This is a genomic window from Ruegeria sp. CE9 (genome assembly GCF_056537425.1).
Window position 1 is genome coordinate 383,136 of record NZ_JBQFRO010000003.1, and the last position, 22,813, is coordinate 405,948.

The window sequence follows — 22,813 nt, forward strand, 5'->3', positions numbered from 1 at the left end:
GCCCCCATGAAAACTGACAAGGATCTGCGGGCCGCCGACCTTCTCGCGCGGCGGCTCTATGATGCTGGCTGCCGGCACGCTTTCGGCATGCCCGGTGGAGAGGTGCTGACGATTGTCGATGCGCTTGAAAAAGCTGGTATCGAATTCGTTCTCTGCAAACATGAAAATAGCGCCGGCTTTATGGCTGAAGGGGCGCATCACATGAACGGGGCACCAGGTATTCTCGTGGCAACGGTTGGCCCGGGCGCGTTAAATGGTGTGAATGTCGTCGCCAACGCACAGCAAGATCGTGTGCCACTTATCGTCCTGACAGGGTGTGTCGATGCGACTGAGGCCCTCACCTACACACATCAGGTTCTTGACCACCAAGCGGTATTCCGCCCGATCACCAAGGCCAGCATTATGCTGAACACAGAAGGGGCAGATACGATTGCGGACAAAGCGGTTGCTATCGCAACTGATGGCCGCGATGGCCCTGTCCATATCGATATACCGATTTCTGTAGCCGACGCGCGTCCTGGCCCCGTTGAGAAGCGCCGCCGCACGAAAGTGAGTGCCGTTGTTCCTGCGAATGACGATCTGACTCTGGCCCGATCCTGGCTGTCGATTTCCAAGCGACCAGTCATGATCGCGGGTCTGGACGCGCTCAAAGACAACGCAAGTGCCGCTATCCTGCGTTTTTGCGAAACGCAGAACGTGCCGCTCATCACGACCTACAAAGCGAAAGGGATTGTCCCTGAAGATCATTCCCTTTGCATGGGTGGTGCGGGCCTGTCACCCAAGAACGATGCAGTCCTGCTACCGTTCGTGCAGGAGGCCGATCTGATCATCTGTGCTGGCTACGACCCGATTGAAATGCGGGTCGCTTGGCGCGATGTCTGGGACACAGAGACAGTCAATGTTATCGATATTTCGGCGGAGCCGAATACTCACTATATGCACCAATCGAGCCTTCAGTTCGTCTCGCATGTCGGGCACACGTTGGACGCTCTCTCGATTGGGGTCGCGGCAAAATCCCGTTGGTCGGACGGCAAGGTCCACTCGGTTCGTGAGAGCTTGATCTCAACATTTGCCGAGACGGAGGTTTGGGGGCCGGGAACGGTAATCGAGACTTGCCGCGAAGTGCTGCCAAAGGAAACCGTAGCCACAGTCGATTCCGGTGCGCACCGCATTCTTCTTTCGCAGAAGTGGAGCTGCTACGCCCCGAAAAGCCTGCTGCAATCGTCTGCCTTCTGCACAATGGGTTGTGCTGTCCCGCTTGCTATGGGCGCTTCGCTGATCGAACCAGATCGCAAGGTTGTTTCATTCTCCGGTGATGCCGGAATGCTAATGGTGGCAGGGGAGTTGTCGACGGCGGCAGAACTTGGTCTGAAAACGATTTTCGTGGTCTTTGTGGACGCGAGCCTTGCCCTTATTGAGATTAAACAGCGCGGGCGGCAGCTGGAAAACGCAGGCGTGGATTTCGCGAAGCACGACTTCGCGTGCTTAGCAGAGGCCTTTGGCGGTGTGGGCCATACTGTTCGGTCCGACGCGGAGCTGAGGGCCGCTCTTGCTGCCGCGCGGGATGCTGATAGTTTCACTGTCATCGCTGCCGTGATCGACCGGGGAGCGTATGATGGACGAATTTAACATGCTTGCGAACCGCAAAAGATAGAAGTCACAGGGTAACATTTTGTTTTGTACTCAATGCACGTCAGGCGATAGAGAGCCGATTTGCATTGCGACGGTTTTGCAGAAAAACGGGAACTCCACAAATAAATCCCGATCTCAACGTCACATGCGTCCGCACTGCCAATCACAACGCGCTCAATTGCTTTGTACAGACAGCAAGTGTCCGCAATACGGGCTGCATCAGCAGCATCTCGTCAAGTTCGCCAATGACCGGTTTGGACCGAGGATGACGCCCAGTCACTAAATAAGTGGTTCGATGCCGCGCTCGCTCCAAACCCAAACCAACTTATTCCGCAGGTTGCGCGAATGTCGATGTTCGCGATCTGAAAGCGGGTGTTGGCGCCAGGTATTTCGTGGACACTTAAGCCTTCCCTAAGGTTTGTTCGAGAGCCACAGGAAGGGCCAGGGAATAGACAGCAGCACCGCATTTAGAATTTCTTTGTCGACGCTATTTTGACTATGATCTGACCCGCTCCCTAAAACCGATCCCGCTTATCTATCAGCCTACCTGTGCCAAAATTTCAAGACTGCTTTGCTGCTTTTGCTGTAGATGACAAAGTTGGGACTTCCTACCTGTCTCAGTATTCAAATGCTGAGGAAAACTCTGATGACACGCAAGATTTTCTCTCCCTATACGTTGGGAGAGCTTGAGCTGGACAACCGAATTGCGATGGCACCTATGACACGTTCGCGCACGTCCCAACCGGGGGACGTGCCCAACGACACGATGGCAGCTTATTACAGCCAGAGAGCGAATGCTGGTCTAATTGTCACTGAAGGCACTCCAATCTCAGCTGTTGGTCGCGGCTATTCGATGACCCCAGGGATCTATACTCCCGAGCATATTGAGGGCTGGAAAAAGACGACCAAAGCTGTGCACGACGCGGGTAGTTCGATCTTTGTGCAGCTGTGGCATGTCGGGCGTCGCAGCCATTCGGTCATCTCGGGCGAAACACCCGTTTCGGCATCGGCAATAAAAGACCCCGACAAGGTTTTCGGACCCACGCCCGAAGGCACGTTTGACATGATCGAAACCGAAACACCCCGCGAAATGACTGTTGAAGATATCAAGGCGACAATTGCCGATTATGTCCAGACTGCGCATAACGCGATTGAAGCAGGTTTTGACGGGGTCGAAATCCACGCGGCGCATGGGTATCTGCTTGACGGCTTCCTGCGCTTGGCGAGCAACCAGCGTGACGACATATATGGTGGTAGCCAAGATAACCGCATGCGGTTTGTGCTGGAGGTTCTGACTGCCGTGAGCGACGCAATTGGCGCCCATCGTGTAGCGGTTCGCCTGTCGCCTTATGTGATCGAAGGCTTTGCCGATCCCGACCCGGAAATCGTCGAGATCACGCTGAAGCTGCTTGAGAAACTGGCCCCAATGGGCCTGGCCTACGTACACTTCTCCGAGCACATCTCGCGCTATGAAACTGTGCCCGAGAGCTTCCGCATTGAAGTGCGTGCCCGATATCCACGCCCGATCATGGTGGCGGGTAAACTGAGCCTGGAAAGCGCCGAAGAACTGCTGGAAAAAGGACATGTAGACATGGTTGCCTTTGGCACGCCCTATGTCACAAACCCGGATCTTGTGCAGCGGTTCAAGAACGGTTGGCCGTTGGCCGAGTTTGACGCTGATGCCCGGCTGACGCTTTATGGGGGCAGTGCAGAGGGGTACAGTGACTATCCACCATACGCACCTAAACAAAGCGCTGGAGAGAAAAGCCGACCGGAAATGGTCAGCTAAGCTAAATCACCGATACGTTTAGATACATCCTGACCTTAGAAATGCGGGCTGCCAACTTTGGCGGCCCGATTTTCTTTGGTCACTACTGAGACTGTTAGTGAACTTGCAATATGTGAAAATTTTTCACAGCCGAAACGCCATTTTACTCCCTACTGGATCAAGGTCTTTCGAAACAGGGTAGTCCTCATCGCGGTTCAGTTGGTTGAGGAGCTAACGTCCGCGTTCGACAAACTGGGAGGATCCAAGTGTCCAAAATCGGAAAACTACTCAAGCAGGCCAGCGCAACCGCATTGGTAGCGGGCCTGACCCTTTCATCCGCCGGGGCAGAGACCTTTATGCCCAACTGCTACATCCCGGCGCCCAGCAACGAAAAGATCATTCAGTACGAGGCCAAGGACGGTCCATACCGTGTTGCCCTGGTTAATGGCCATACGGGTATTCCGTGGCGCGAACAGATGATCCAGAGCGTTCGAGCCTGGTCCGAACGTCCGGAAAACAAGGAAACGATCAGCGAACTGCGCGTTGTCTCCACTGGCCCTGACGTGGCGACCCAGATTGCCGCTGTCGATAACTTTATCCAGGCTGGCTATGATGCAATCGTCTTTATTGCCGTGAACCCAACTGCTTTTGATGCCGTTGTACGCCGCGCAAACCGCGCGGGCACCGTTCTGGTCTCGTTCGACAACCCGGTCGACAACGACTCGATCCTGCGCATTACACCAGACTGGGTGGATTTCGAGATAATCAAAGCCAAGTCTGTGCTGAACCAAATGCCCGAGAAATCTGGCCGCATCTTGGAAATTCGGGGCATCCAGGGCAACTCGACCGACCGCGACCGTCATACCGGTGTTGAGCAGGTTCTGGCGGACTATCCTGATATCGAAGTGGTCGAAGTTGTCGGCAACTGGGATACGGGGACCGTTCAGCGTGTAACTGCGGATGCCTTTGCTGTGCATGGGCAGTTTGATGGCGTCATTTGTCAGCACGGCTGCCGCGGTGTGACCAATGCGATGGCCGCCGCTGATCATCCAGCAGTGCCCGTTGGTGGAGACGCTGAGAACGGATACGTGAAAGCAATGGCCGGGAATGAAATCCCTGGCATCTCCGTTTCAGTTTCTCCGGGCATGGGGCCGTTGGCTGTACGCGCTGCAGTGGCGCTGCTGCAAGGCGAGTCGTTCCCGTCTATGGCAAACCTGCCGATCCCGAACGTCGAAACAGCGGATATGGTCGCTGGCACGCACTATTACCCTGATGAACCCGATACGTTCGAAACTGTCACAGGCTACGCAACTTGTGGGGAGGACATGGTCTTTACCCCGGACGAGCTGCGATCGCAGTCGTTCGAGAACGACAGCTAATTTCGGTTCAGCGCCGAGATATGATCTCGGGGCTGGCTGAACGGGAGGGAAGGTAATGCGTGAAACACCCGCATTTTTGACGCTTGATGGCATCAGCAAGCGCTATGGGGGAATTTTCGCCCTGAAAAACGTACATTTTGAAGCCTCCAAAGGCTCGATCCACGCCATTTTGGGCGAGAACGGCGCGGGCAAGTCTACGCTGATGAAATCTCTGGTCGGTGTTGTGCAACCCACCGAGGGGCAGATCATGCTCGAAGGCCAGCCTCTGAGCATGAATGGGTCGGCCGAAGCCGCCCGTCATGGTATGGTCTGCATCTTTCAGGAGTTGTCGATTGTTCCTGACCTGAATGTCGCAGCCAATATTTGTCTCGCGGAACCACCAACCAATCGTTTCGGCCTGATTGACCGTCCCAAGCAAGCCCAGATGGCGCGGGATGTTTTGCAAGAGATGGGCGTCGGTCTGGATATCGACGTGCGTAGCAAAGTTGCTGATCTGCCGTTGTCAAAACGTCAGATCGTGGAAATCGCCAAGGCGGTGATACGCAAACCCAAGGTTCTTATTCTGGACGAGGCGACATCCGCCTTGACCGCCGCTGACGTTGAGCCGGTGATGGAGCTGCTGCGCAGGCTGCGCGATGAAGGAACGCTGATCCTGTTCATTTCACACCGCATGCACGAGGTTGAGGCGCTGGCCGACACCTGCTCGGTGTTTCGCAACGGTGAGCATGTAGACACTTTTGCAACGGGCAGTCGGACCGACGAAGAGATCGTTCAGATGATGATTGGCAAACCGTTGTCACAGGTCTTCCCCGAAAAGGCACCCGCCGGGCAAGCTCATCCCCCTTACCTTGAAACGCGCAGCCTGACTTGGAACGGCAAGCTCAAAGGTGTTGATCTGGCGGTTAGCCCCGGTGAGATCGTGGGTCTGGGCGGGCTGGACGGTCAGGGCCAGCAAGAGGTGCTTCAGGCGTTGGCCGGGGTGCTACGCGGCGTGGATGGTGACATCCGGATCGGCGACAATACAGAGGTGCCATTGGCCCCCCGTGATGGTCTTGACGATGCGTTCCGCGTCGCCTTGGTGCCCGAAGATCGCAAGACCGGCGGTCTATTCCTGCCGCAGTCCATCGCGAATAACTTGACTGCACCTATTCTCGACCGTTTCAGCCCACTCGGCATTGTCAGCGGCAAGGCGGAACAGGCCAAGATCGAGGAGATGATCGAAACGCTGCAAATCAAAGTGAGCAGTGCTGATCTGGCGGTTTCCACTTTGTCCGGTGGCAATCAGCAAAAAGTAGTCATCGCCAAATGGCTGGCCACCCGGCCCAAGCTGTTGCTGCTGATCGACCCCACACGCGGGATCGACGTGGGCACCAAGCAAGAAATCTATCGCCTGCTGCGTGATCTGGCCAACGATGGCTTGTCGATCCTTCTGTACACCACCGACTATGACGAGTTGATCGGCCTCTGTGACCGCGCACTGATCATGTACGACGGTCGGATCAATTCAGAACTAAGCGGCGATCAACTTACCGAACAAAATATCCTGTCCAGTGCGCTCAACATGGGTGACCGGCAGCAAGAAAGGGCAGCGTCATGAATTCCGCATTCTTGAAGACGCATGGGCGAACTCTGTTTGCGTGGGGCGTATTTGCCGTGCTAATGGCAATCTTTCTTAGCGTGCACCCCCGCGGCGCGACATTGGGTGTATTCACTACCTGGTCAAACCAATGTGCCGCATTGGCATTGCTCGCGGTCGGGCAGACCATCGTGGTTCTGTCCAAGGGTATCGACCTGTCCATCGGTCCTATAATGGCGCTGACCAACTGCATCGCTTCGCACCTCGTCAACGGCTCGCCAACCGAAGTGGCCTTTGGAGTGGTTATTGTCATTCTGGCGGGCGCCTTATGCGGCCTGATGAATGGTCTGGTAGTGTTCATCGGCAAGTTGCAGGCAATCATCGCGACACTAGCAACCGGTGCGATCTTTACTGGGCTGGCCTTGTTGGTGCGTCCGATTCCCGGTGGCGATATCTCAATCGGGTTGAGCGACGCGTTCACCATGGATGCGTTCGGCATCGTGCCCTCGGCCGTACTGGTCATGACGGGTGCCGTGGCGATCTGGTATCCGATCCGGCGTCACCCCATCGGACGCTCGATCATCGCGGTCGGTTCATCTTAGGCGGCGGCCGAAGCCTCGGGGTTGAACGTGGCTCGAGCCAAGATCGCGGCCTACACGTTGGGCGGGGTTTTCGCCGCGTTGGGTGGTCTGTTTATCGGCTTTCAGACCTTGTCGGGCGACCCCTCGATCGGGCTTACTTATACGCTGAACTCAATCGCCGCTGTTGTCATCGGTGGCACCATGCTGACAGGCGGTGTTGGCAGCGTCGTGGGTTCAATCGCCGGTGCTTTGGTTCTGCGCACCATCGGCAGCCTGATCTTTTTCATCGGCTTGCAGCCCCTTGCGCAGCCCTTGTTCGAAGGTACCGTTTTGTTGATTGCCGTTTCGTTCGGCGCCACGCGCCTTCTGAAAATCACCAACCGCATGGAGGTGTTCCAATGAACAGCGTGGCACAAGACAAACCCTTTATTGCGCGAAAACTTCCGTTTGATGGGCCAACGCGTTCGGTTTTTGCGGCCATCATCCTCTTGATCGTGGTCGGAGGCCTGTTCTTCCCACAGTTCCTGTCGCCCTATTACCTGGCTCAGCAGATGCAGAACGGCGCCTTTTTGGGGATCGTGGCTGCGGGTGCAATGATGGTAATCCTGCTGGGGCAGATTGACCTGTCGGTGCCCTGGATCATGACCGCGGCAGCGACAATCTCGACGGCCGTTGTGGGTGCAAACCCTGAGGCCGGAATTAGTGAGCTGGGGCTGTTGGCGGGTCTGGGTGTTGGTGCCTTGGTGGGCCTTGTGAACGGGTTTGGTGTTGCGGTTATGCGCATTCCATCCATGATCTGGACACTGGCTACCAATAACATCCTGCTTGGGTTGTTGGTCTATTTCAGCGGATTTTATGCGCTGGCAAGCCAGCCGTCCCCGATCATGAGCGCGCTTGGACAGGGGCGGATTGCCGGGTTGCCCGTGGTGGTTCTGGTCTGGATTGCGGTATCTGTCCTGACCATCTTTTTGCTTAAACGCACGGTGTTTGGCCGCAACATCTATCTGGTTGGCACCTCCGAGCCTGCGGCCTATCTGTCTGCGATCAATACCAAGCGTGTCACCATATTAGCCTTTGTCTTTGCCGGTTTGATGAGCGCCCTGGCTGGCATGATGTTAGCAGGGTATGCTGGTCAGTCGTATCAGCGGATTGGGGATCCCTACCTGCTGCCGGGCATTGCAGCGGTCGTTCTGGGCGGTACCAGCCTGTTCGGCGGTGTTGGACGCTATGCCGGGACTGTTGCCGGTGTGTTGCTGATCACGCTGATGTCATCGATGCTGTCGATTATGCAGGCCCCCGAGGCCGCCAAGCAGATCGCATACGGCGTCGTGATCATCGTGATGGTCGGACTCTATAGCCGCAAGAACGCGGCAAAAGGATAGGTCCATAATGCAGGTTAGAACATCCAACACCGTCAGACTCACCCCTCCGGCCGATTTGCCGGAGGAGCGCCAGGCCGAACTGCTACGCAACATCCGCAATGGCTGCGTTGGTCGATTTGTCCTGTCCGAGAACGCGCGTGTGCGTGTCTGGCGTCTCGATCTCGACCCGGGTGAGCGACTGGGGTTTCACTGTCACGTTCTGGACTACTTTCGCGTCGCTTTGACCTCGGGGCTTGCTTCATCATGTGACCATCTGGGCAATGAGGCTGAATTCAGTTTTGAGGCCGGTGAGGTGCGTCATGTGCAGTTCCAAGAGGGAGACTATCTGCTGCACGACATGAAAAACATTGGAAACACCCCTTTTTCCATGATGATCTGCGAGCACTTGCATTGCGAAAATGCGCCATTACCGATCCCGGATCACATCCGGGTCAAACCGCGCCATATTGATGACGTTCACTGGGAGCCTTCGGCAAGTGCCGTGGTCACGTAATCAATGAACACGCGGATACGGTTCGCCATATGCGCGTGGTCCACAAACAACGCCTGCACCGGTTCGGTGTCGCCAGGGTTGAAATCGTCAAGGATGGGGATCAACGCGCCGCTGGCAATATCTGCTCCGATGTGAAACTCAGACAGGCGGGCGATGCCGACACCCTCTAATGCCATCCGGCGCATGGTTTCACCGTCGCTGACGCGTAAGTTACCCTTAACTGCTTGATCCAAACGTTCGGATTCACCGTGTTTCTGCCCATCAAAGGGCCAGATATCCAGGCTGCGCTTGATGTTGAAGTTCAAACAATTGTGCCGTTCCAGATCGGTGGGATGCCTGGGTTTGCCGAACCGGTCCAGATAGCTTTGCGAAACAACGACATGTCGCGGTGTTTCCAGAAGCTTGCGCGCCTTCAACGCGCTGTCTGAAAGATGGCCGGTGCGAATAGCAACGTCGGCGCGTTCGTAAATCAGGTCAACCGGCATGTCGGTCTGCACCAGATCCAGCGTGATGCCGGGATAAGCCTCAAGAAACCCCGGAACGATTGGCAGCAGATAGTGCTGTGCAAAGGGGATGTTGGAATTGACCCGCAAGGTACCGCGCGCCTCTTCAGACGCTGAGGACACCGCGCGTTCGGATTGCTCGATCTCGCTGACAATCCGTTGGGCGCGATCAAAGAACACTTCTCCTTCAGGTGTAAGCTGCAATCCACGGGTCGAGCGCAGAATAAGCGACACGCCCAACCGTTGCTCAAGCCGAGAGATCAGTTTCGAGATCGCCGATGGAGTCAAACGCAACGCACGTGCAGTTGCCGAGAAGCTGCCATGTTCGACTACGCGAACAAAGATTTCCATCTCGCCACCACGGTTGATCATTGCCTTTGGTCCTCTGAATTCGGCTTTGCTTTCCTAATATCATCATAACCGATCCACCTGTGAAAAAAATTCAAATTAAGTTTGCCATAACGGCTCTGGGAGAAGGTAATGCGGCATGTCACCGTCCTGCTGAGGCCGTCCAGCGACGGATAACGGAGGAGGAATGGCATGTACGCAAAACGCGCACTCATTGTCGGGGCGACCGGCATTGTCGGGCTGAATGTGTCCGAACACTTGCACGCACAAGGGGGTTGGGAAATCCACGGTGTCTCGCGCCGTCCGCCGCAGGGTGTGTCCTACATCAACAGCCACGCGGTTGATCTGATGGATCATGACAACGCTGTTGCGGCCCTGTCCGAGCTTTCGCCGACGCACATATACTACTGCTCATGGACATTGGGCAAAGACGAAGACGACAACATCCGCCTGAACAGCAATATGCTGCGAACCGTCTTGGATGCTTTCAAGGACAAGGGATGCGTGGAGCATGTTGCTGTGGTGACCGGCACCAAACACTACCTTGGTCCGTTCGAGGACTATGGCAAAGTCACCCCGATCACACCGTTCCGCGAATGCGCACCCCGGCTGGAAAAGAAGAACTTCTATTACGAACTGGAAGACGTTGTGATGGAGTACAGCGACAAGTTTGGCTTTGGCTGGTCCGTGCACCGCTCGCACACTATCATCGGTTACGCCGTTGGAAATCTGATGAACATTGGCGCGACACTGGCCACCCATGCATCCATCTGCAAGGCGACAGGGCAGCCGTTCCGCTTCCCCGGTTCCTCGACGGCCTATCGCGGCCTGAACGACATCACCGATGCGCGCATTCTGGCGAAACAGATCGTCTGGGCCTCGACCGAACCCAATGCCCGCAACGAAGCGTTCAATGCGGTCAATGGCGATGTCTTCCGTTGGGAACAGCTTTGGCAGACTATCGCGGATTATTTTGACATTGAGGTGGCGGAGTACCCCGGCGAATACAACTCGTTGGAAGAACAGATGAAAGACAGCGGGCCTGCATGGGACGCCCTGGTCGAAGAGCACAACCTTCAGCGCAACCCCCTGAGCAAGTTGGCATCAGCCTGGCACAGCGACCTGGATCTGGGCCGCCCGATGGAATGCGTACACTCGATGGCGAAATGCCGGGCGCTCGGGTTCGATCAGTTCCAGGACACAGCCCAAAGCTTCATCGACGTGTTCGATCGACTGCGCGCTGAACGCATCATCCCCTGAACACATCAAGTACACGAAATCAAATCACCAGAGGTTCCTTCATGACACAGGATCTGAATGGCAAAGTGGCGATCGTCACCGGCGCCAGCTCCGGCATCGGGCTGGAGACCGTAAAACACTATCTTGACGCGGGCACAAAAGTTGTCGGTGCCGCGCGCAACACGGCCAATCTGGCCGAACTGGGCGATCTCAGCCAGGTCGTCGGCGTCGATGTCGATCTGATGCAGCCGGGCTCGGCTGAGCAGGTTGTTAAAACAGCCCTCGAAACGTTCGGCCGGATCGACATCCTGTTCAACAATGCGGGTGCCGCTCCCGGGCGGGACGATTTTCTTTCGGTCACGGATGAGCAGTGGCAGCAGACCTTTGATCTGAACGTGATGGGATACATCCGGATGGCGCGCGCCGTTCTTCCGGTGATGGAAAAGCAAGGCAAGGGCGTTTTGGTTCACTGCGGGTCCGAGGCCGGGATCAAGCCGCATCCGCTGCTGCCGGATTATTCGGTGTCGAAGGCTGCGATCAACATGATCTCGAAGATCCTGGCACGGGATTATACCCGCAAAGGCATCCGCTCAAACATCGTGGCGCCTGCCCATATTCGGACTGAACTTTGGGACGTGCCGGGCGGCTTCCTGGATACGTTGGCCGATCACTATGGTGTGCCGCGCGAAGACCGCGACGGGGCAGTTACTGCGTTCCTGGAAGACAGCCAGTTGCCTGCGGGTCGTCTTGGCACACCCGAGGATGTGGCCAAGGCCGTTCTCTATCTTTCCTCGGACATCTCCGACTTTGTCAGCGGCATCGTTTTGGGCGTGGACGGCGGTGTGGTCCCGTCCCTGCAAACTTGATTGAGGAGTAAAGTGGCATGACAACTCTTACCAGCAACGATCAGATCACACCCGGGGTCGATTGGGATCAATCTCTGCAAACCGAAATCCATGAAAACAAGATGAATGGTCGCGTGGGTCAGGATCTGATTTCGGAAACAGACGACGTGCGCGTGTGGCGCCTGGCCCTGAAACCGGGCGAGCGCGCGGGCTTTCACCGCCATGTGCTGAACTACTTTTGGGTCGCGATTAACGCGGGAAAATCTCGGTCGCACTATGCGACCGGCGTAACAAAAGATGCCGATTACGCGGCCGGCGACGTCATGCATTTCAATTTCGCCGAAGGTGAATTCATGCTGCACGACCTGACCAACATCGGCGATACCGAGCTGATCTTTACCACTGTCGAATTCAAAAACTCCCCAAATAGCCCCTTGCCTGTGTAACAGCGGCACATACCTCCTCCGACTTGCCCGGGCAGCTCCCTAACACCCGGGCATTTTTTCTTGAAAGGATGAACCATGATGCGCACGCGCGCCGCCGTTGCTCTTGAGGCAGGCAAACCCCTGGAAATAATGGAAGTAAACCTCGAGGGGCCAAAGGCCGGTGAGGTGCTGGTCGAGATCAAGGCGACGGGCTTGTGTCACACCGACGAGTTCACCCGCTCGGGCGCCGACCCCGAAGGGATCTTTCCCTGCATTCTGGGCCACGAGGGCGCAGGTGTTGTGGTTGAGGTGGGCGAAGGCGTCACCACCCTGAAGCCCGGCGATCACGTGATCCCGCTTTATACCCCCGAATGCCGCGAATGCCACGCCTGCCTGTCAGGCAAAACAAACCTGTGCACTGCGATCCGCAACACCCAAGGCCAGGGCCTGATGCCGGACGGAACCACCCGGTTCTCGATGCTCGACGGCACCCCGATCTACCACTACATGGGCTGCTCGACCTTCGCCAACCACACCGTCCTGACCGAGATCGCGCTGGCCAAGGTGCGCGACGACGCACCGTTCGACAAGATCTGCTACATCGGCTGTGGCGTGACCACGGGCATCGGTGCCGTCATCAATACGGCCGGGGTCGAGTTGGGGTCATCAGCCGCAGTGTTTGGCTTGGGGGGCATCGGCCTGAACGTGATCCAAGGCCTGCGCATGGCGGGTGCGGATATGATCATTGGCGTCGATCTGAATGATGACAAGGCCGAAATGGCGAAGAAATTCGGCATGACCCATTTCGTCAATCCGTCGAAACTGCCCGAGGGCCAATCCGTTACCGAAGCAATTATTGAGCTGACGAAGACCGAAAAGGATCAATTCGGCGGCGTGGACTATAGCTTTGATGCCACCGGCAATGTCGGCGTCATGCGGGACGCATTGGAATGCTCGCACCGCGGTTGGGGTGTGTCGGTGATCATCGGCGTGGCCCCTGCGGGTGCCGAAATCTCGACCCGCCCGTTTCAGTTGGTCACCGGCCGCGTCTGGAAAGGAACCGCCTTTGGGGGCGCTAAAGGTCGTACCGACGTGCCAAAATATGTGGACTGGTACATGGACGGCAAGATCGAGATAGATTCAATGATCACTCACAAACTGACCTTGGATGAGATCAACCATGGGTTTGATTTGATGCATGAAGGCAAATCCATTCGTGCGGTCGTCGAATTTTAGAGTTGTGATTAATGGCTTGATTGAACGATTCCGTTCAGAACAAAGTTTGCAGTGCTGGGGCTGCTTGCAAAGGGTATGTCATAGACAATCACCAGTCGGCTCAGGGCTTTGACATCCACATCATGAGGCATTGGTGACATTGGGTCGATAAAGAAGAACAACCCATCCAGTCTGCCTTCGCATATCATTGCGCCGAGCTGCTGGTCCCCACCCAATGGGCCGCTTTTAAGCGCCGTTACCCGCAGATCGGGCAAGGCAGCACTGATCCGCGCTCCGGTGGTTCCGGTTGCGAAAAGCTCGGCATTCTTCAGAGTATTAGCGTGCGATTTGGCCCACTCGACCATCAGGTCTTTCTTGGCATCATGCGCGACAAGGGCCAGACGAAGGCGTTTAGCGGATGAATTGCTCGACATAATCCGCCCCCAAACCAACCTCTTCATAGTGCTTACGGCACATGTCGATCTTGGTAAACACGTCCTCATAGCCCATGGTTTTGCCCCATGGATCGACATAAAGCATGACACCATTGACCTGGAAGTAGGTGATCATTTCCTCGACATCATCCGGAACCACAAGCGTGTGTGTTTCACCCGGCGGTTCAAAGACATAGCCGTCCTCTTCGGCCACCCAGTCATGCTCCAGATAATGCCAGCGGCCTTTCAGAACAAACCCATGCACGGGCTGAGGGTGTCGATGTCGGGATAGAACACCCGATTTGCGTACTCGCAGCAGGTTCATCCAATAACCCTGCGACCGGTTCAGACACAGGGGCCGGAAAGACACGTTTTCGGTCTGAGGCACCCATATACGCTCATCTTCGGCAATGGCCTTGGGGACAACGATCTCTTCCTGCGCATCCTTTGGAAAGGGTAGCTGATACGGCATCCTTGGATCGTCGTCGTGTCCTTGAACAGGCATGGGATTGTCCTTTTCACATTGCGGAATAGCCACCATCCACAGGATAGACGGCTCCGGTTACAAAAGCAGCCTCGTCAGACAAAAGCCATGCAGCCAACGCGCCGACCTCTGACGGCTTGCCCCAGCGGTCGAGTGGAGTGCGGCCTAGAATGGGTTGGTTGCGGGTCGGATCGGCGCGCAACGCCTCAGTCATTTCGGTTTCGATCCAGCCCGGAGCCACGGCGTTGACGCGAACGCCTTCCGCCGCCCATTTTCCGGCCAGGGCTTTGGTCAACTGCGCCACGCCGCCCTTGCTGGCGGAATAGGCCGGAACCAAGGGGCCGCCAAAGTAGCTGAGCATCGAGGCCGTGTTCACGATGGCCCCACCGGAGGCCGCCAGCAGGGGTTGAGCGGCTAGACAGCACCGCATGGTACCGGTCAGATTGATGTCGACGACCTTTTCAAAGGTCTCGATCTCGTATTCAGTGCCGCGCGCCAGAATGCCAGCGCAATTGACCAAACCGTCCAGGTGCCCAAGTCCGGCAAAGAAGGATGTCACGGCCTGCGTGTCGCGCACATCCAGCTGTGCGGCGGTATCGTCGGGAAATTGTGCGGCATACTCCGACACTTCGTCTGCACCGACACCAGTAGACGTCACACGCCATCCCTTGTCGCGCAAAGTTCCCGCGATCCCGGCACCGATACCACGGGTACCGCCTATGACGACGGCGTGTTTCATGGGTCAGTCCCCTTGCGCCAAAAACGCCTCAACCGCGTCCTTGCGCGGCATCGGTGCAACCGCGCCATACCCTTGCGTCGACAAAGCGGCGGCGGCGTTGGCATAGCGTGCGGCAGCGAAGGGATCGTCGCCGGCCACGATACGGGACAAAAACGCCCCATCAAACGTGTCGCCTGCAGCGGTGGCATCGACGGCTTCGACTCTGCGGCCTTTGACGCGTTCTCGTTTGTCGGGCGTCGCAACCAGCGTGCCCTCAGCCCCGAGGGTCAAGGCGACGATATTCGCACCAAGGTCCAGATAGAAATTTGCAATTGCATCGGGATCGGACAGCCCGGTCAGCTGTTCAGCGTCATCCAGCCCCGGCAGCGCGATGTCACATTGCGCCATGGCCGCATGGGTCACCGCGCGTGCGCGCTCAATCGGCCAAAGCTTGAGGCGCAGGTTGGTGTCGTATGAAACAAGGGCACCGGCGTCCTTCACAATTTTGATGGCGGCAAACACGGCATCGGCGGCAATGTCTGAAATCGCCTGGCTGATGCCTGAAACATGCAGGATTTTTGCCGATTGCAGCGCTGCCACGGGCAGATCATCCGGTCCCATCCGACTGCTGGCAGATCCAGCGCGGAAATAGCTGAATTCGTGCCCGTCTGCACCGTGGGTCACAAAGTATACCCCGGTATGTGCCTCCGTCACCTGACGCACTGTCGTTGTGTCAATCCCTTCGGCCTTCCACAGATCCATGAAAGAATTGCCGAATGTATCGGCCCCGATATGCGTTACGTACCCGACCGACGCACCCTGCCGTGCGGCGGCGATGGCGCAGTTCGACGTGTCTCCGCCATGACCCGGCAGGTAGTTCCCATCAGGTTGCTGATTGAATTCCAGCATAGGTTCGCCAAGGCAGAGGATATCAGGGGTCATTTTCATCTCATTTCAAGAAAGGGGTCGGCCCTGACGGGCCGACCAAGTGAGTAGGTGGGAGGTTTATTCAGCGGTATAGCTTTTGCCAACACCCGGGATCTTCCAGATGCGGAAGTTCGGGATCTCGGGGTCGTCAAAGTTCATGTCGCCATCGACCCAGATATGCAGGTGGTTCGATACGACATACATCTCGCCATCTGGGCCCCAGGCCAGTGTATCGGGCCAGTTCATTTCGGGGTGGTGGACGAAACGGCTGACCTGACGGGTGGATTCATCGAATTTCATGATCCCGTCCAGCGACAGCGCGGTCATGTAGATGTTGCCCGCATTGTCAGCCGTCATACCGTCGGTGTTCGACGGCAGGACCGCCGCGACCTCAACCGCGTTTTCGATCACGGTTTCATTTGTCTCGAAATTCCGCAGAATCTCGGTCGGCAGGCTATAAAGGTGATTGCCGGTCAGGTTGGTCCAGTAGAGCGTTTCCTTGTCACCCGACAACGCGATGCCATCGGCACCAGTGCGCATGCCACCATTTTTCAGAACCGGACGATCGTCGATGTTGAAGAAGAAATTCGGCTCGTCATTGGTGAACCGGTGCTGGTCCAGAATGCGACGTACCGAGTTGGTGTTGCTGTCATAGACGATCAGACCACCATGCAGCGGGTCACAGAAGATGCCGCTGTCAGCGATATAGGCAAAGCCGGTGTCATTATCGACAGCCAGATCGTTCAGGAACGAGCACTGCCGATCCGCTTCTTCCGCGGTGAAGACATAGCGCTGGATTTCTTTGTTCTCTTTCAGGTCCCAAAGCACCAGCTTGGCGTCGCCATCTTCGTACGGAGGGCCCGCCACGTGGCCCTGATCCAGAATCCACATCACGTCATTGCGGTCGATCTCAAACCCCAGCACGGCCTTCAGACCATCGGGGTTCGACATGCTGTTCATTTCCTCGGACGGGAATGCCTCCAGTTCCCAGGTGTCGCCGTTCTTGACCAGTTTGGAAACGGTAGACGGAATCTCGGCCCCGCCCCAACGCGCGGTCGAGACATAGATGTTGCCCTGACTGTCAACCTTGGCACCTTGTACCAGTGCCTTGCCGTGGATTTCGCTGCCTTCCCAAGCAGATTTTGTGGCTTCGTCCTTGACGGCATAGGGCAGACTGTTCCATTCCGCTACCACTTCGGGCTCGTTCGCAAGCGCCGGGGTGGCCAGAACGGCGGTAAGGGCCACCGTGTTGAGCATTCGTTTCAGCATGTATTCCTCCCTTGCTGAGTTTTGGTGTTCCGCAGGCTGTTGCAGCAGCCTGCGGAACGTTTGATTTTAGATACGACCGTATTTCGCCAGACCTTCGCGCAGCGACCCGCTTTCGATGATCAGACGCGCCTGTTCTGCTTCGCGCGCGTCAATCTCGCGCGACATTTCCAGAATCGCTTCGGCGTGTTCACGCGGGACAGCGACGGCACCGTCGATATCGGCCACGATGATGTCGCCGGGGTGAACGATCACGCCGCCCATGTCCACTTCGACGTTCGAGGCCAGTGTCTTGATACGGCCCAGCGTGGTGCCCGGGCTGACACAGCGCGAGTAAACCGGGAAGTCATAGTCGCGCTTGATCTCGACCAGATCGCGCACGCCGCCGTCCAGAACCGCGCCTTCGTGCTTGTTGGCCACTGCGCCGGCAGTCATCAATCCGCCCCACAGTGCCACATCGGTGGTGCCGTTGGTCGAGATCACGATGACCGAACCGGCCTCGGATTCGTCGATGGCATCCAGCGCATGTTGGGGCGGCAGGAATTCATCTGTCGGACCTTCCAGAATGGTCACGGCGGGGCCAACGATTTTCTTTTCGTTGATGCGCGGCTTGATCGACGCAGGCAGGAAGCCGGTTTTGCCAGCAACTTTGTCTACGGCATCCGCAACGGATGCAGTCGCCACTTCGCGAAACCCTGCAACGAGCTCTTGAGTGTTCATGAGATTAGTCCTTTTCGTTTAGACGTTTTTTTTCAGTTAGGCTGTCAGGGCCGCGCGGACTGAGGCGCAAGCCGCATTTGTTAGAGAAGTCCCGGCACTGGCGGCGCCTGATATCACTGCCCAAGGCAAGTGTTGGGTTCGGGCTGGCAGCCGCGTATCAGGCAGGGTCACCATTTATTCACCCAGTGATCCGGGTGTTCATCATTCAGCACTTTGGCGATCTCGCGCGCAGCGCAGCGTTGCAGAACCGCGACCGAACGTTCCGAGTACCAGGCGGCATGGTCAGACACGATTGTGTTGGCGCTATGCAGCAATGGATTGTCAGAGTTGACCGGTTCCTGTTCGAACACATCGATACCGGCCCCGAAAATGCGGCCCTGGTTCAGGGCATCGGCCAGCGCGGCCTCATCAAGCAAGCCGCCGCGTGACACATTGATCACGACCGATGTCGGCTTCATCATGGCGATGTGCTCCGCATCCAGAATATGTCGCGTCTCAGGGGTGAGCGGCGCGTGCAAGCTGACCACATCGGCTGTCTTGCACAGTTCGGGCAGATCAACCTTTTGCACGTTGGCAGTCGCTGCGGCTTGATCGGTCAGGTAAGGGTCGAAGACCAGGACTGACGCAAATCCAAACGCCCGAAACTTCTGTGCTGCCTGCAGGCCGATCTTGCCACAACCAATCAGGCCAAGGGTGGCGTTTTCGCGGCTTGGGATCAGGGCCGCTTGGCCAATTCCCCAATGCCCAAGGCGTACTTCGGCATCGCGGGACGGGATACGGCGCTGAACTGCGAGATAAAGCGCCAGCGCATGTTCGCTGACCTCATTCTCGGCGCCATAGTCAGGCACGTTCGCGACATAGATCCCGCGCGACTTTGCATAGTCCAGGTCGACATTGTCGACGCCCACGCCATAGCGGACGACGACTTTGAGATTCGGGCAGGCATCGATGATGGCCGCGTCCACGGTGCGTTCCCGCACGAGGATCGCGACCGGGTCCAATGCCTGCAAAGCCGGGACCGCCTCGGTTTCCGGCGCAACCGGTGCGATCTGAACATCCTGCGCGGCCAGCACCGAAGCCTCGGTGTCATAAGCGGCATAGCCGGGTTCAAGGATTGCGATGGTCTGGCTGGTCATGTGACGGTCCCTGGGCATAGTTTACTGAGCCTTGTAAGCTTCGACGGCTGCGTCGAGGCGGTTTGGCCAGTCTTCACCGATTTCGCTGACGATGTATTCGCGCACGGCAGGCTGAGCAGCCGCACGGAACAACGCTTTTTGCTCGGGGCTGACAGGGACAACTTCCATGCCTTTTTCCGACAGGATCGCGGTTGCGTTCGCGTCCTGAGCGGCGGTCATGCCACGGTGGATCGTCTTCGAGATTTCCACGCACTGCTCAACGGCGCTTTTCTCGTCGTCGGTCAGGCCTTGGAAGAACGCATCCGACATCAGATAGGCGTGCCAGCTGAACACGTGACCATCCAGCGAGACGTATTTCTGGTGCTGGTACAGCGACGCGTTGACGATGTTGGTCACACCGTTTTCCTGACCGTCCACAACACCCTGCTGCAGAGCACCAGGCAGTTCCGGCCACGGAACCGGTGTTGCCGATGCGCCAAGGCTTTCGACCAGTGTGACCCACACAGGCGCGGTCATCACGCGCATCTTCAAGCCTTCCATATCGGCAGGCTCAGCGACAGGTTTCACATTGTTGGTGAAGTTGCGGACGCCGTTGTCGGCCACACCAAAGTTGCGGATGCCGGTTTGCGCCAGCATGTCTTCGGCCAGTGCATCACCAAATTCGCCGTCCATGACCGACCATGCCATGGCTTGGTCGTCGAACAGGTAAGGCATCGCCAGAACCGAGAAAGGTTTGTAGACGGCCGAGATCGGACCATCGTGGATCGCCGCCATCTGGACAGTGCCCAGTTGCAGACCTTCCATGATTTCGGAACCGCCACCCAGCTGCGAGGCCGGGAATATTTGGACGTCGATCGAGCCCGAGGTTTTGCCCTCGACGCAAGCTTCGAATGCCAGCGCGGCCGCGTGTTTCGGCGAGCTCAGGTCAGCGGCCTGGAAATGTGCGTATTTCAGTTCCTTGGCCGAGGCCGCGCCAGCGGCGGTCATTGCGACAACAGCAGTGGCCGTCATCAGTTTCGACATGGTTTTCATGAGGTACCTCCCTTTCATGTCAGTTCGCAAATCCAAAAAGATTGGGGACAAAAGTGCTGACGCCGGGCACAAGTATGACCAGAAGCAACACCACGAGTTCAGCCAGCAGCAGTGGCAAGACCGCCTTTGACAGCTTTTCAATTTTCAGTTGCCCGACTGTGGCGATTACGAACAGAACCGGGCCAACGGGGGGTGTAATCATCCCGATGGTCAGGTTCAGCACCAGCATCATGCCAAATTGCAGCGGATCGATGCCGGCAGAATAGGCGATGGGGCCAAGGATTGGCGTCAGGATGATCAGCGCGGGCAGCGTGTCGATGAAAAAGCCGCAGATCAGCGCAAAGGCGGCCAGAATGAACAGGATACCCAGTCGGCTGTCGGTAATCTGGGTGATCAGTTTGGCCAGTTCCTGCGGGATCTGCAGATAAGTCAGCAGCCAGGCAAAGATCGATGCCATCGCCACGATCAGGAACACCGATGAGGTCACCACCGCAGCGCGCACAAATGCGGCATAAAGTGTGCGGAAGGTGAAGGCGCGCAGGATAAAGCCCAGGAACAGCGCGTAAGCAGAAGCGACCGCGCCAGCCTCGGTCGGGGTGAAAACACCAAACAGGATACCCCCCAATATGATTGCTGGCATGATCAGTGCAGGGATAGCGGACAGTGTTGCACTGCGAAGTTCGGACATTGTCGCGCGATGCTCGCGCCCGCGATAGCCGTGTTTAGTGGACACGATGTGGTTTGCGATGGCCAGCGCCACGCCTAGCAACACGCCAGGGACGATGCCCGCAAGGAACAGGCCAGCGACGGTTACGCCATTGGTCGAAATCGCAAAGATAACCGCAAGGATCGAAGGCGGGATGATCGGCCCAATGGTCGCTGTGGCCGCAGACAAGGCACCGGCATAGTTCTTTTCGTACCCGGCCTCGCGCATCATCCGCATGACAATTGCGGACGGCCCCGCCGCGTCAGCCAGGGCGGAACCGCTGATCCCGGCAAACAGCATCGAAACCAGAATGTTCACGTGCCCCAGACCGCCCCGAACATGCCCAACCAGTGCGTTCGCAAACCGAAGAAGCGCGCGTGTCAGTCCGCAGGCTGTCATAAGTTCGGACGCCAGAATGAAGAAGGGCACGGCCATCAGGGGAAAGCTGTCAATGCCCGCGAACATCCGTTGTGTCGCGACAAGGGGGTTCAGCGAGCCGTCAATGAAGATAGCGGACAGCCCCGCGATACCCATGGTGAAAGCCACCGGAACGCCCAGGAACAGCGTGGCAAAAAACAATATGATAAGCGTTTTTGCCATGGCTCAGACCTCTGCCTGGTCACGTTCGGGGCTTGGTCCGTGCTCGAATTCCTGACGTACGAAGCGTTTGGCAAAAAAGGCCAACTGGATCAGGAACAGTGCACAGCCGATCGGGATTGCCAGATAGGGAATGCCGCGGGAAATGCCGGTGGACATGGTTTCCTTGTTCCAGCCGAATTCCACGAATTGGATGCCCAGCCACAGCATCGTCGCCATGAAAACGAACATCACGATGACGATGCCCCAACGCAGCGCCCGCGCCAGCGCATCAGGCAAAAGATCTGGGATTGTCGTGATTGCAACCAGTCGCCCCTCACGCAGGGCAAGACCAGCACCGCAGAATGCGCCAAGGATCATCAGATGCCGCGCGACTTCTTCTACCCATGCAAGGGATGTGCCCAGCCCATAGCGGCCGACTACATTGGCGAAGACAATTGCAAATACCGCAGCCAACGCCAATGCGACCAGCGCGCGGTTCAGCGCAACGATCCATGTCTCCAAAGTTTGCAAAGACGCCCCTCCCAATGCCGTCCCTTGGTGAGAATCAAAACTGGCATACAGTATGCTAATGTGTCAACACTAACACATTGTATGCCAGATAATCCGCTGCTACTGTCGAACTGAGGAGAGCGACATGAGCCCATTCAACAGACCGAAATCATTAACGGAATTGGTGGCAGAGAACCTTCGGGAACGGATCATCAAAGGTGAATTCGAATTGGGTGAACAACTGTCAGAAGCCCGAATCGCAAAAAACCTGGAGGTCAGCCGCACACCGGTGCGCGAGGCTATCAACCGGCTTGAGATGGAAGGACTTCTGGTCGTCGAACCTCAGCGCGGTTCGTTCGTTTTTAATCTGGAACCCGAAGAATTGGCGAAGCTTTGCGATGCGCGTGTCTGTCTTGAAACAACCGCGTTGGCATCGGCAATGCGTGTAAACCCGACATCCCTTCATGCTGCGCTTAGTGCGTGCGTTGATCGGATGGAAGCCGCCCGTGAAGATGGCGACGACGCGGAGTATCTGTATCAGGATACGCTGTTCCATCAGTGTTTCTTTGACCGCGCAGACAATCGTTTTCTGAATGACGCCTACCAGACGATCGCCCTAAAAATGGCGGCGTTGCGCAGTCGGTTGGGACACCATCCGGACCATATGGCTAAGTCCTATCGAGAACATATTGAGTTGGCTCAATGCGTGAAACAGGAAGACGTACCGAGAGCGCTCGAAATCCTAAAACTCCATATTGATAGGAAGGAAGGTTCCTATTGGAGTGATGCAACGAATTTGGACAGCCCGATTCAGCAGGCGCATTGAACGCCCCAGCTTGGTTTGCTCGTGCCTATCTGAGACCGGAATTCAGAAAACACGAGTTACACGCGTGTGATGCTTGTGTTTGCCAGCCA

22 protein-coding genes and 1 pseudogene are annotated in these 22,813 nt (G+C 56.9%); 12 read left to right on the forward strand and 11 right to left on the reverse strand.

Going from position 1 to position 22,813, the window contains the following annotated elements; translation table 11 throughout:
- Positions 1–6: 6 nt before the first annotated feature.
- From ACR0B3_RS08985 to ACR0B3_RS09015, 7 genes and pseudogenes are all read left to right on the forward strand, one after another.
- Positions 7–1,629, forward strand: coding sequence for a thiamine pyrophosphate-binding protein (locus tag ACR0B3_RS08985; protein WP_480808757.1), 1,623 nt, complete (start codon positions 7–9; stop codon positions 1,627–1,629).
- A gap of 649 nt (positions 1,630–2,278) precedes the next feature.
- A complete protein-coding gene (locus ACR0B3_RS08990) occupies positions 2,279–3,421 on the forward strand; it encodes an alkene reductase (RefSeq protein ID WP_480808758.1) in 1,143 nt (380 codons plus the stop codon).
- A 245-nt stretch (positions 3,422–3,666) separates the two neighbouring features.
- Positions 3,667–4,779, forward strand: a complete 1,113-nt coding sequence (locus ACR0B3_RS08995) for a sugar ABC transporter substrate-binding protein (RefSeq protein WP_480808759.1) — start codon at positions 3,667–3,669, stop codon at positions 4,777–4,779.
- A gap of 55 nt (positions 4,780–4,834) precedes the next feature.
- The gene (locus ACR0B3_RS09000) at positions 4,835–6,376 is read left to right on the forward strand and encodes a sugar ABC transporter ATP-binding protein (RefSeq protein ID WP_480808760.1); all 1,542 of its coding nucleotides are present in this window, start codon (positions 4,835–4,837) and stop codon (positions 6,374–6,376) included.
- Between the two features lie 62 nt (positions 6,377–6,438).
- Positions 6,439–7,338: pseudogene (locus tag ACR0B3_RS09005) on the forward strand (ABC transporter permease).
- Entirely contained in the window at positions 7,335–8,318 is a 984-nt protein-coding gene (locus tag ACR0B3_RS09010; protein WP_480808761.1) for an ABC transporter permease, read from the forward strand. The pseudogene ACR0B3_RS09005 and the gene ACR0B3_RS09010 overlap by 4 nt, the downstream one beginning before the upstream one ends.
- 7 nt (positions 8,319–8,325) lie before the next feature.
- A complete protein-coding gene (locus ACR0B3_RS09015; protein WP_480808762.1) occupies positions 8,326–8,811 on the forward strand; it encodes a cupin domain-containing protein in 486 nt (161 codons plus the stop codon).
- On the opposite strand, the gene ACR0B3_RS09020 is transcribed toward ACR0B3_RS09015, so the two are convergent.
- Complete coding sequence (locus ACR0B3_RS09020; RefSeq protein ID WP_480808763.1) at positions 8,775–9,686, reverse strand: LysR family transcriptional regulator; 912 nt, start codon at positions 9,684–9,686, stop codon at positions 8,775–8,777. The two genes, ACR0B3_RS09015 and ACR0B3_RS09020, sit on opposite strands and share 37 nt — an antisense overlap.
- A 168-nt stretch (positions 9,687–9,854) precedes the next feature.
- On the opposite strand from ACR0B3_RS09020, the gene ACR0B3_RS09025 reads away from it, so the two are divergent.
- From ACR0B3_RS09025 to ACR0B3_RS09040, 4 genes are all read left to right on the forward strand, one after another.
- The gene (locus tag ACR0B3_RS09025) at positions 9,855–10,922 is read left to right on the forward strand and encodes an SDR family oxidoreductase (RefSeq protein WP_480808764.1); all 1,068 of its coding nucleotides are present in this window, start codon (positions 9,855–9,857) and stop codon (positions 10,920–10,922) included.
- Positions 10,923–10,963: 41 nt separating this feature from the next.
- A complete protein-coding gene (locus ACR0B3_RS09030) occupies positions 10,964–11,767 on the forward strand; it encodes an SDR family NAD(P)-dependent oxidoreductase (protein WP_480808765.1) in 804 nt (267 codons plus the stop codon).
- Positions 11,768–11,784: 17 nt separating this feature from the next.
- Entirely contained in the window at positions 11,785–12,192 is a 408-nt protein-coding gene (locus tag ACR0B3_RS09035) for a cupin domain-containing protein (protein ID WP_480808766.1), read from the forward strand.
- Positions 12,193–12,270: 78 nt separating this feature from the next.
- Positions 12,271–13,407 carry an S-(hydroxymethyl)glutathione dehydrogenase/class III alcohol dehydrogenase gene (locus tag ACR0B3_RS09040; protein WP_480808820.1) on the forward strand — a complete coding sequence of 379 codons (1,137 nt, stop codon included), beginning with the start codon at positions 12,271–12,273 and terminating at the stop codon, positions 13,405–13,407.
- 8 nt (positions 13,408–13,415) lie between these two features.
- Here the strand turns inward: ACR0B3_RS09040 and ACR0B3_RS09045 are convergent, their stop codons facing one another.
- The 10 genes from ACR0B3_RS09045 to ACR0B3_RS09090 all read right to left on the reverse strand — a co-directional run bounded on the left by ACR0B3_RS09045 (position 13,416) and on the right by ACR0B3_RS09090 (position 21,919).
- Positions 13,416–13,820, reverse strand: a complete 405-nt coding sequence (locus ACR0B3_RS09045; protein ID WP_480808767.1) for a methylglyoxal synthase — start codon at positions 13,818–13,820, stop codon at positions 13,416–13,418.
- A complete protein-coding gene (locus ACR0B3_RS09050; RefSeq protein WP_480808768.1) occupies positions 13,798–14,325 on the reverse strand; it encodes a 2,4'-dihydroxyacetophenone dioxygenase family protein in 528 nt (175 codons plus the stop codon). The genes ACR0B3_RS09045 and ACR0B3_RS09050 overlap by 23 nt, the downstream gene beginning before the upstream one ends.
- A 13-nt stretch (positions 14,326–14,338) precedes the next feature.
- Entirely contained in the window at positions 14,339–15,043 is a 705-nt protein-coding gene (locus tag ACR0B3_RS09055) for an SDR family NAD(P)-dependent oxidoreductase (RefSeq protein ID WP_480808769.1), read from the reverse strand.
- 3 nt (positions 15,044–15,046) lie between these two features.
- Positions 15,047–15,964 carry a sugar kinase gene (locus ACR0B3_RS09060; protein WP_480808770.1) on the reverse strand — a complete coding sequence of 306 codons (918 nt, stop codon included), beginning with the start codon at positions 15,962–15,964 and terminating at the stop codon, positions 15,047–15,049.
- 63 nt (positions 15,965–16,027) lie between these two features.
- Positions 16,028–17,218, reverse strand: coding sequence for an L-dopachrome tautomerase-related protein (locus tag ACR0B3_RS09065; protein WP_480808771.1), 1,191 nt, complete (start codon positions 17,216–17,218; stop codon positions 16,028–16,030).
- 66 nt (positions 17,219–17,284) lie between these two features.
- Entirely contained in the window at positions 17,285–17,935 is a 651-nt protein-coding gene (locus ACR0B3_RS09070) for an RraA family protein (RefSeq protein WP_480808772.1), read from the reverse strand.
- A gap of 167 nt (positions 17,936–18,102) precedes the next feature.
- Complete coding sequence (locus ACR0B3_RS09075; RefSeq protein WP_480808773.1) at positions 18,103–19,071, reverse strand: C-terminal binding protein; 969 nt, start codon at positions 19,069–19,071, stop codon at positions 18,103–18,105.
- A gap of 21 nt (positions 19,072–19,092) precedes the next feature.
- Positions 19,093–20,103, reverse strand: coding sequence for a DctP family TRAP transporter solute-binding subunit (locus ACR0B3_RS09080; protein ID WP_480808774.1), 1,011 nt, complete (start codon positions 20,101–20,103; stop codon positions 19,093–19,095).
- Between the two features lie 19 nt (positions 20,104–20,122).
- Positions 20,123–21,409 (reverse strand): TRAP transporter large permease, encoded by a 1,287-nt coding sequence (locus tag ACR0B3_RS09085; RefSeq protein ID WP_480808775.1) that lies wholly within the window; start codon positions 21,407–21,409, stop codon positions 20,123–20,125.
- A gap of 3 nt (positions 21,410–21,412) precedes the next feature.
- Positions 21,413–21,919, reverse strand: coding sequence for a TRAP transporter small permease (locus tag ACR0B3_RS09090; RefSeq protein ID WP_480808776.1), 507 nt, complete (start codon positions 21,917–21,919; stop codon positions 21,413–21,415).
- A gap of 124 nt (positions 21,920–22,043) precedes the next feature.
- Between ACR0B3_RS09090 and ACR0B3_RS09095 the strand changes: the two genes are divergently transcribed.
- Positions 22,044–22,724 (forward strand): GntR family transcriptional regulator, encoded by a 681-nt coding sequence (locus ACR0B3_RS09095; RefSeq protein ID WP_480808777.1) that lies wholly within the window; start codon positions 22,044–22,046, stop codon positions 22,722–22,724.
- The last annotated feature ends 89 nt before the right edge of the window (positions 22,725–22,813 follow it).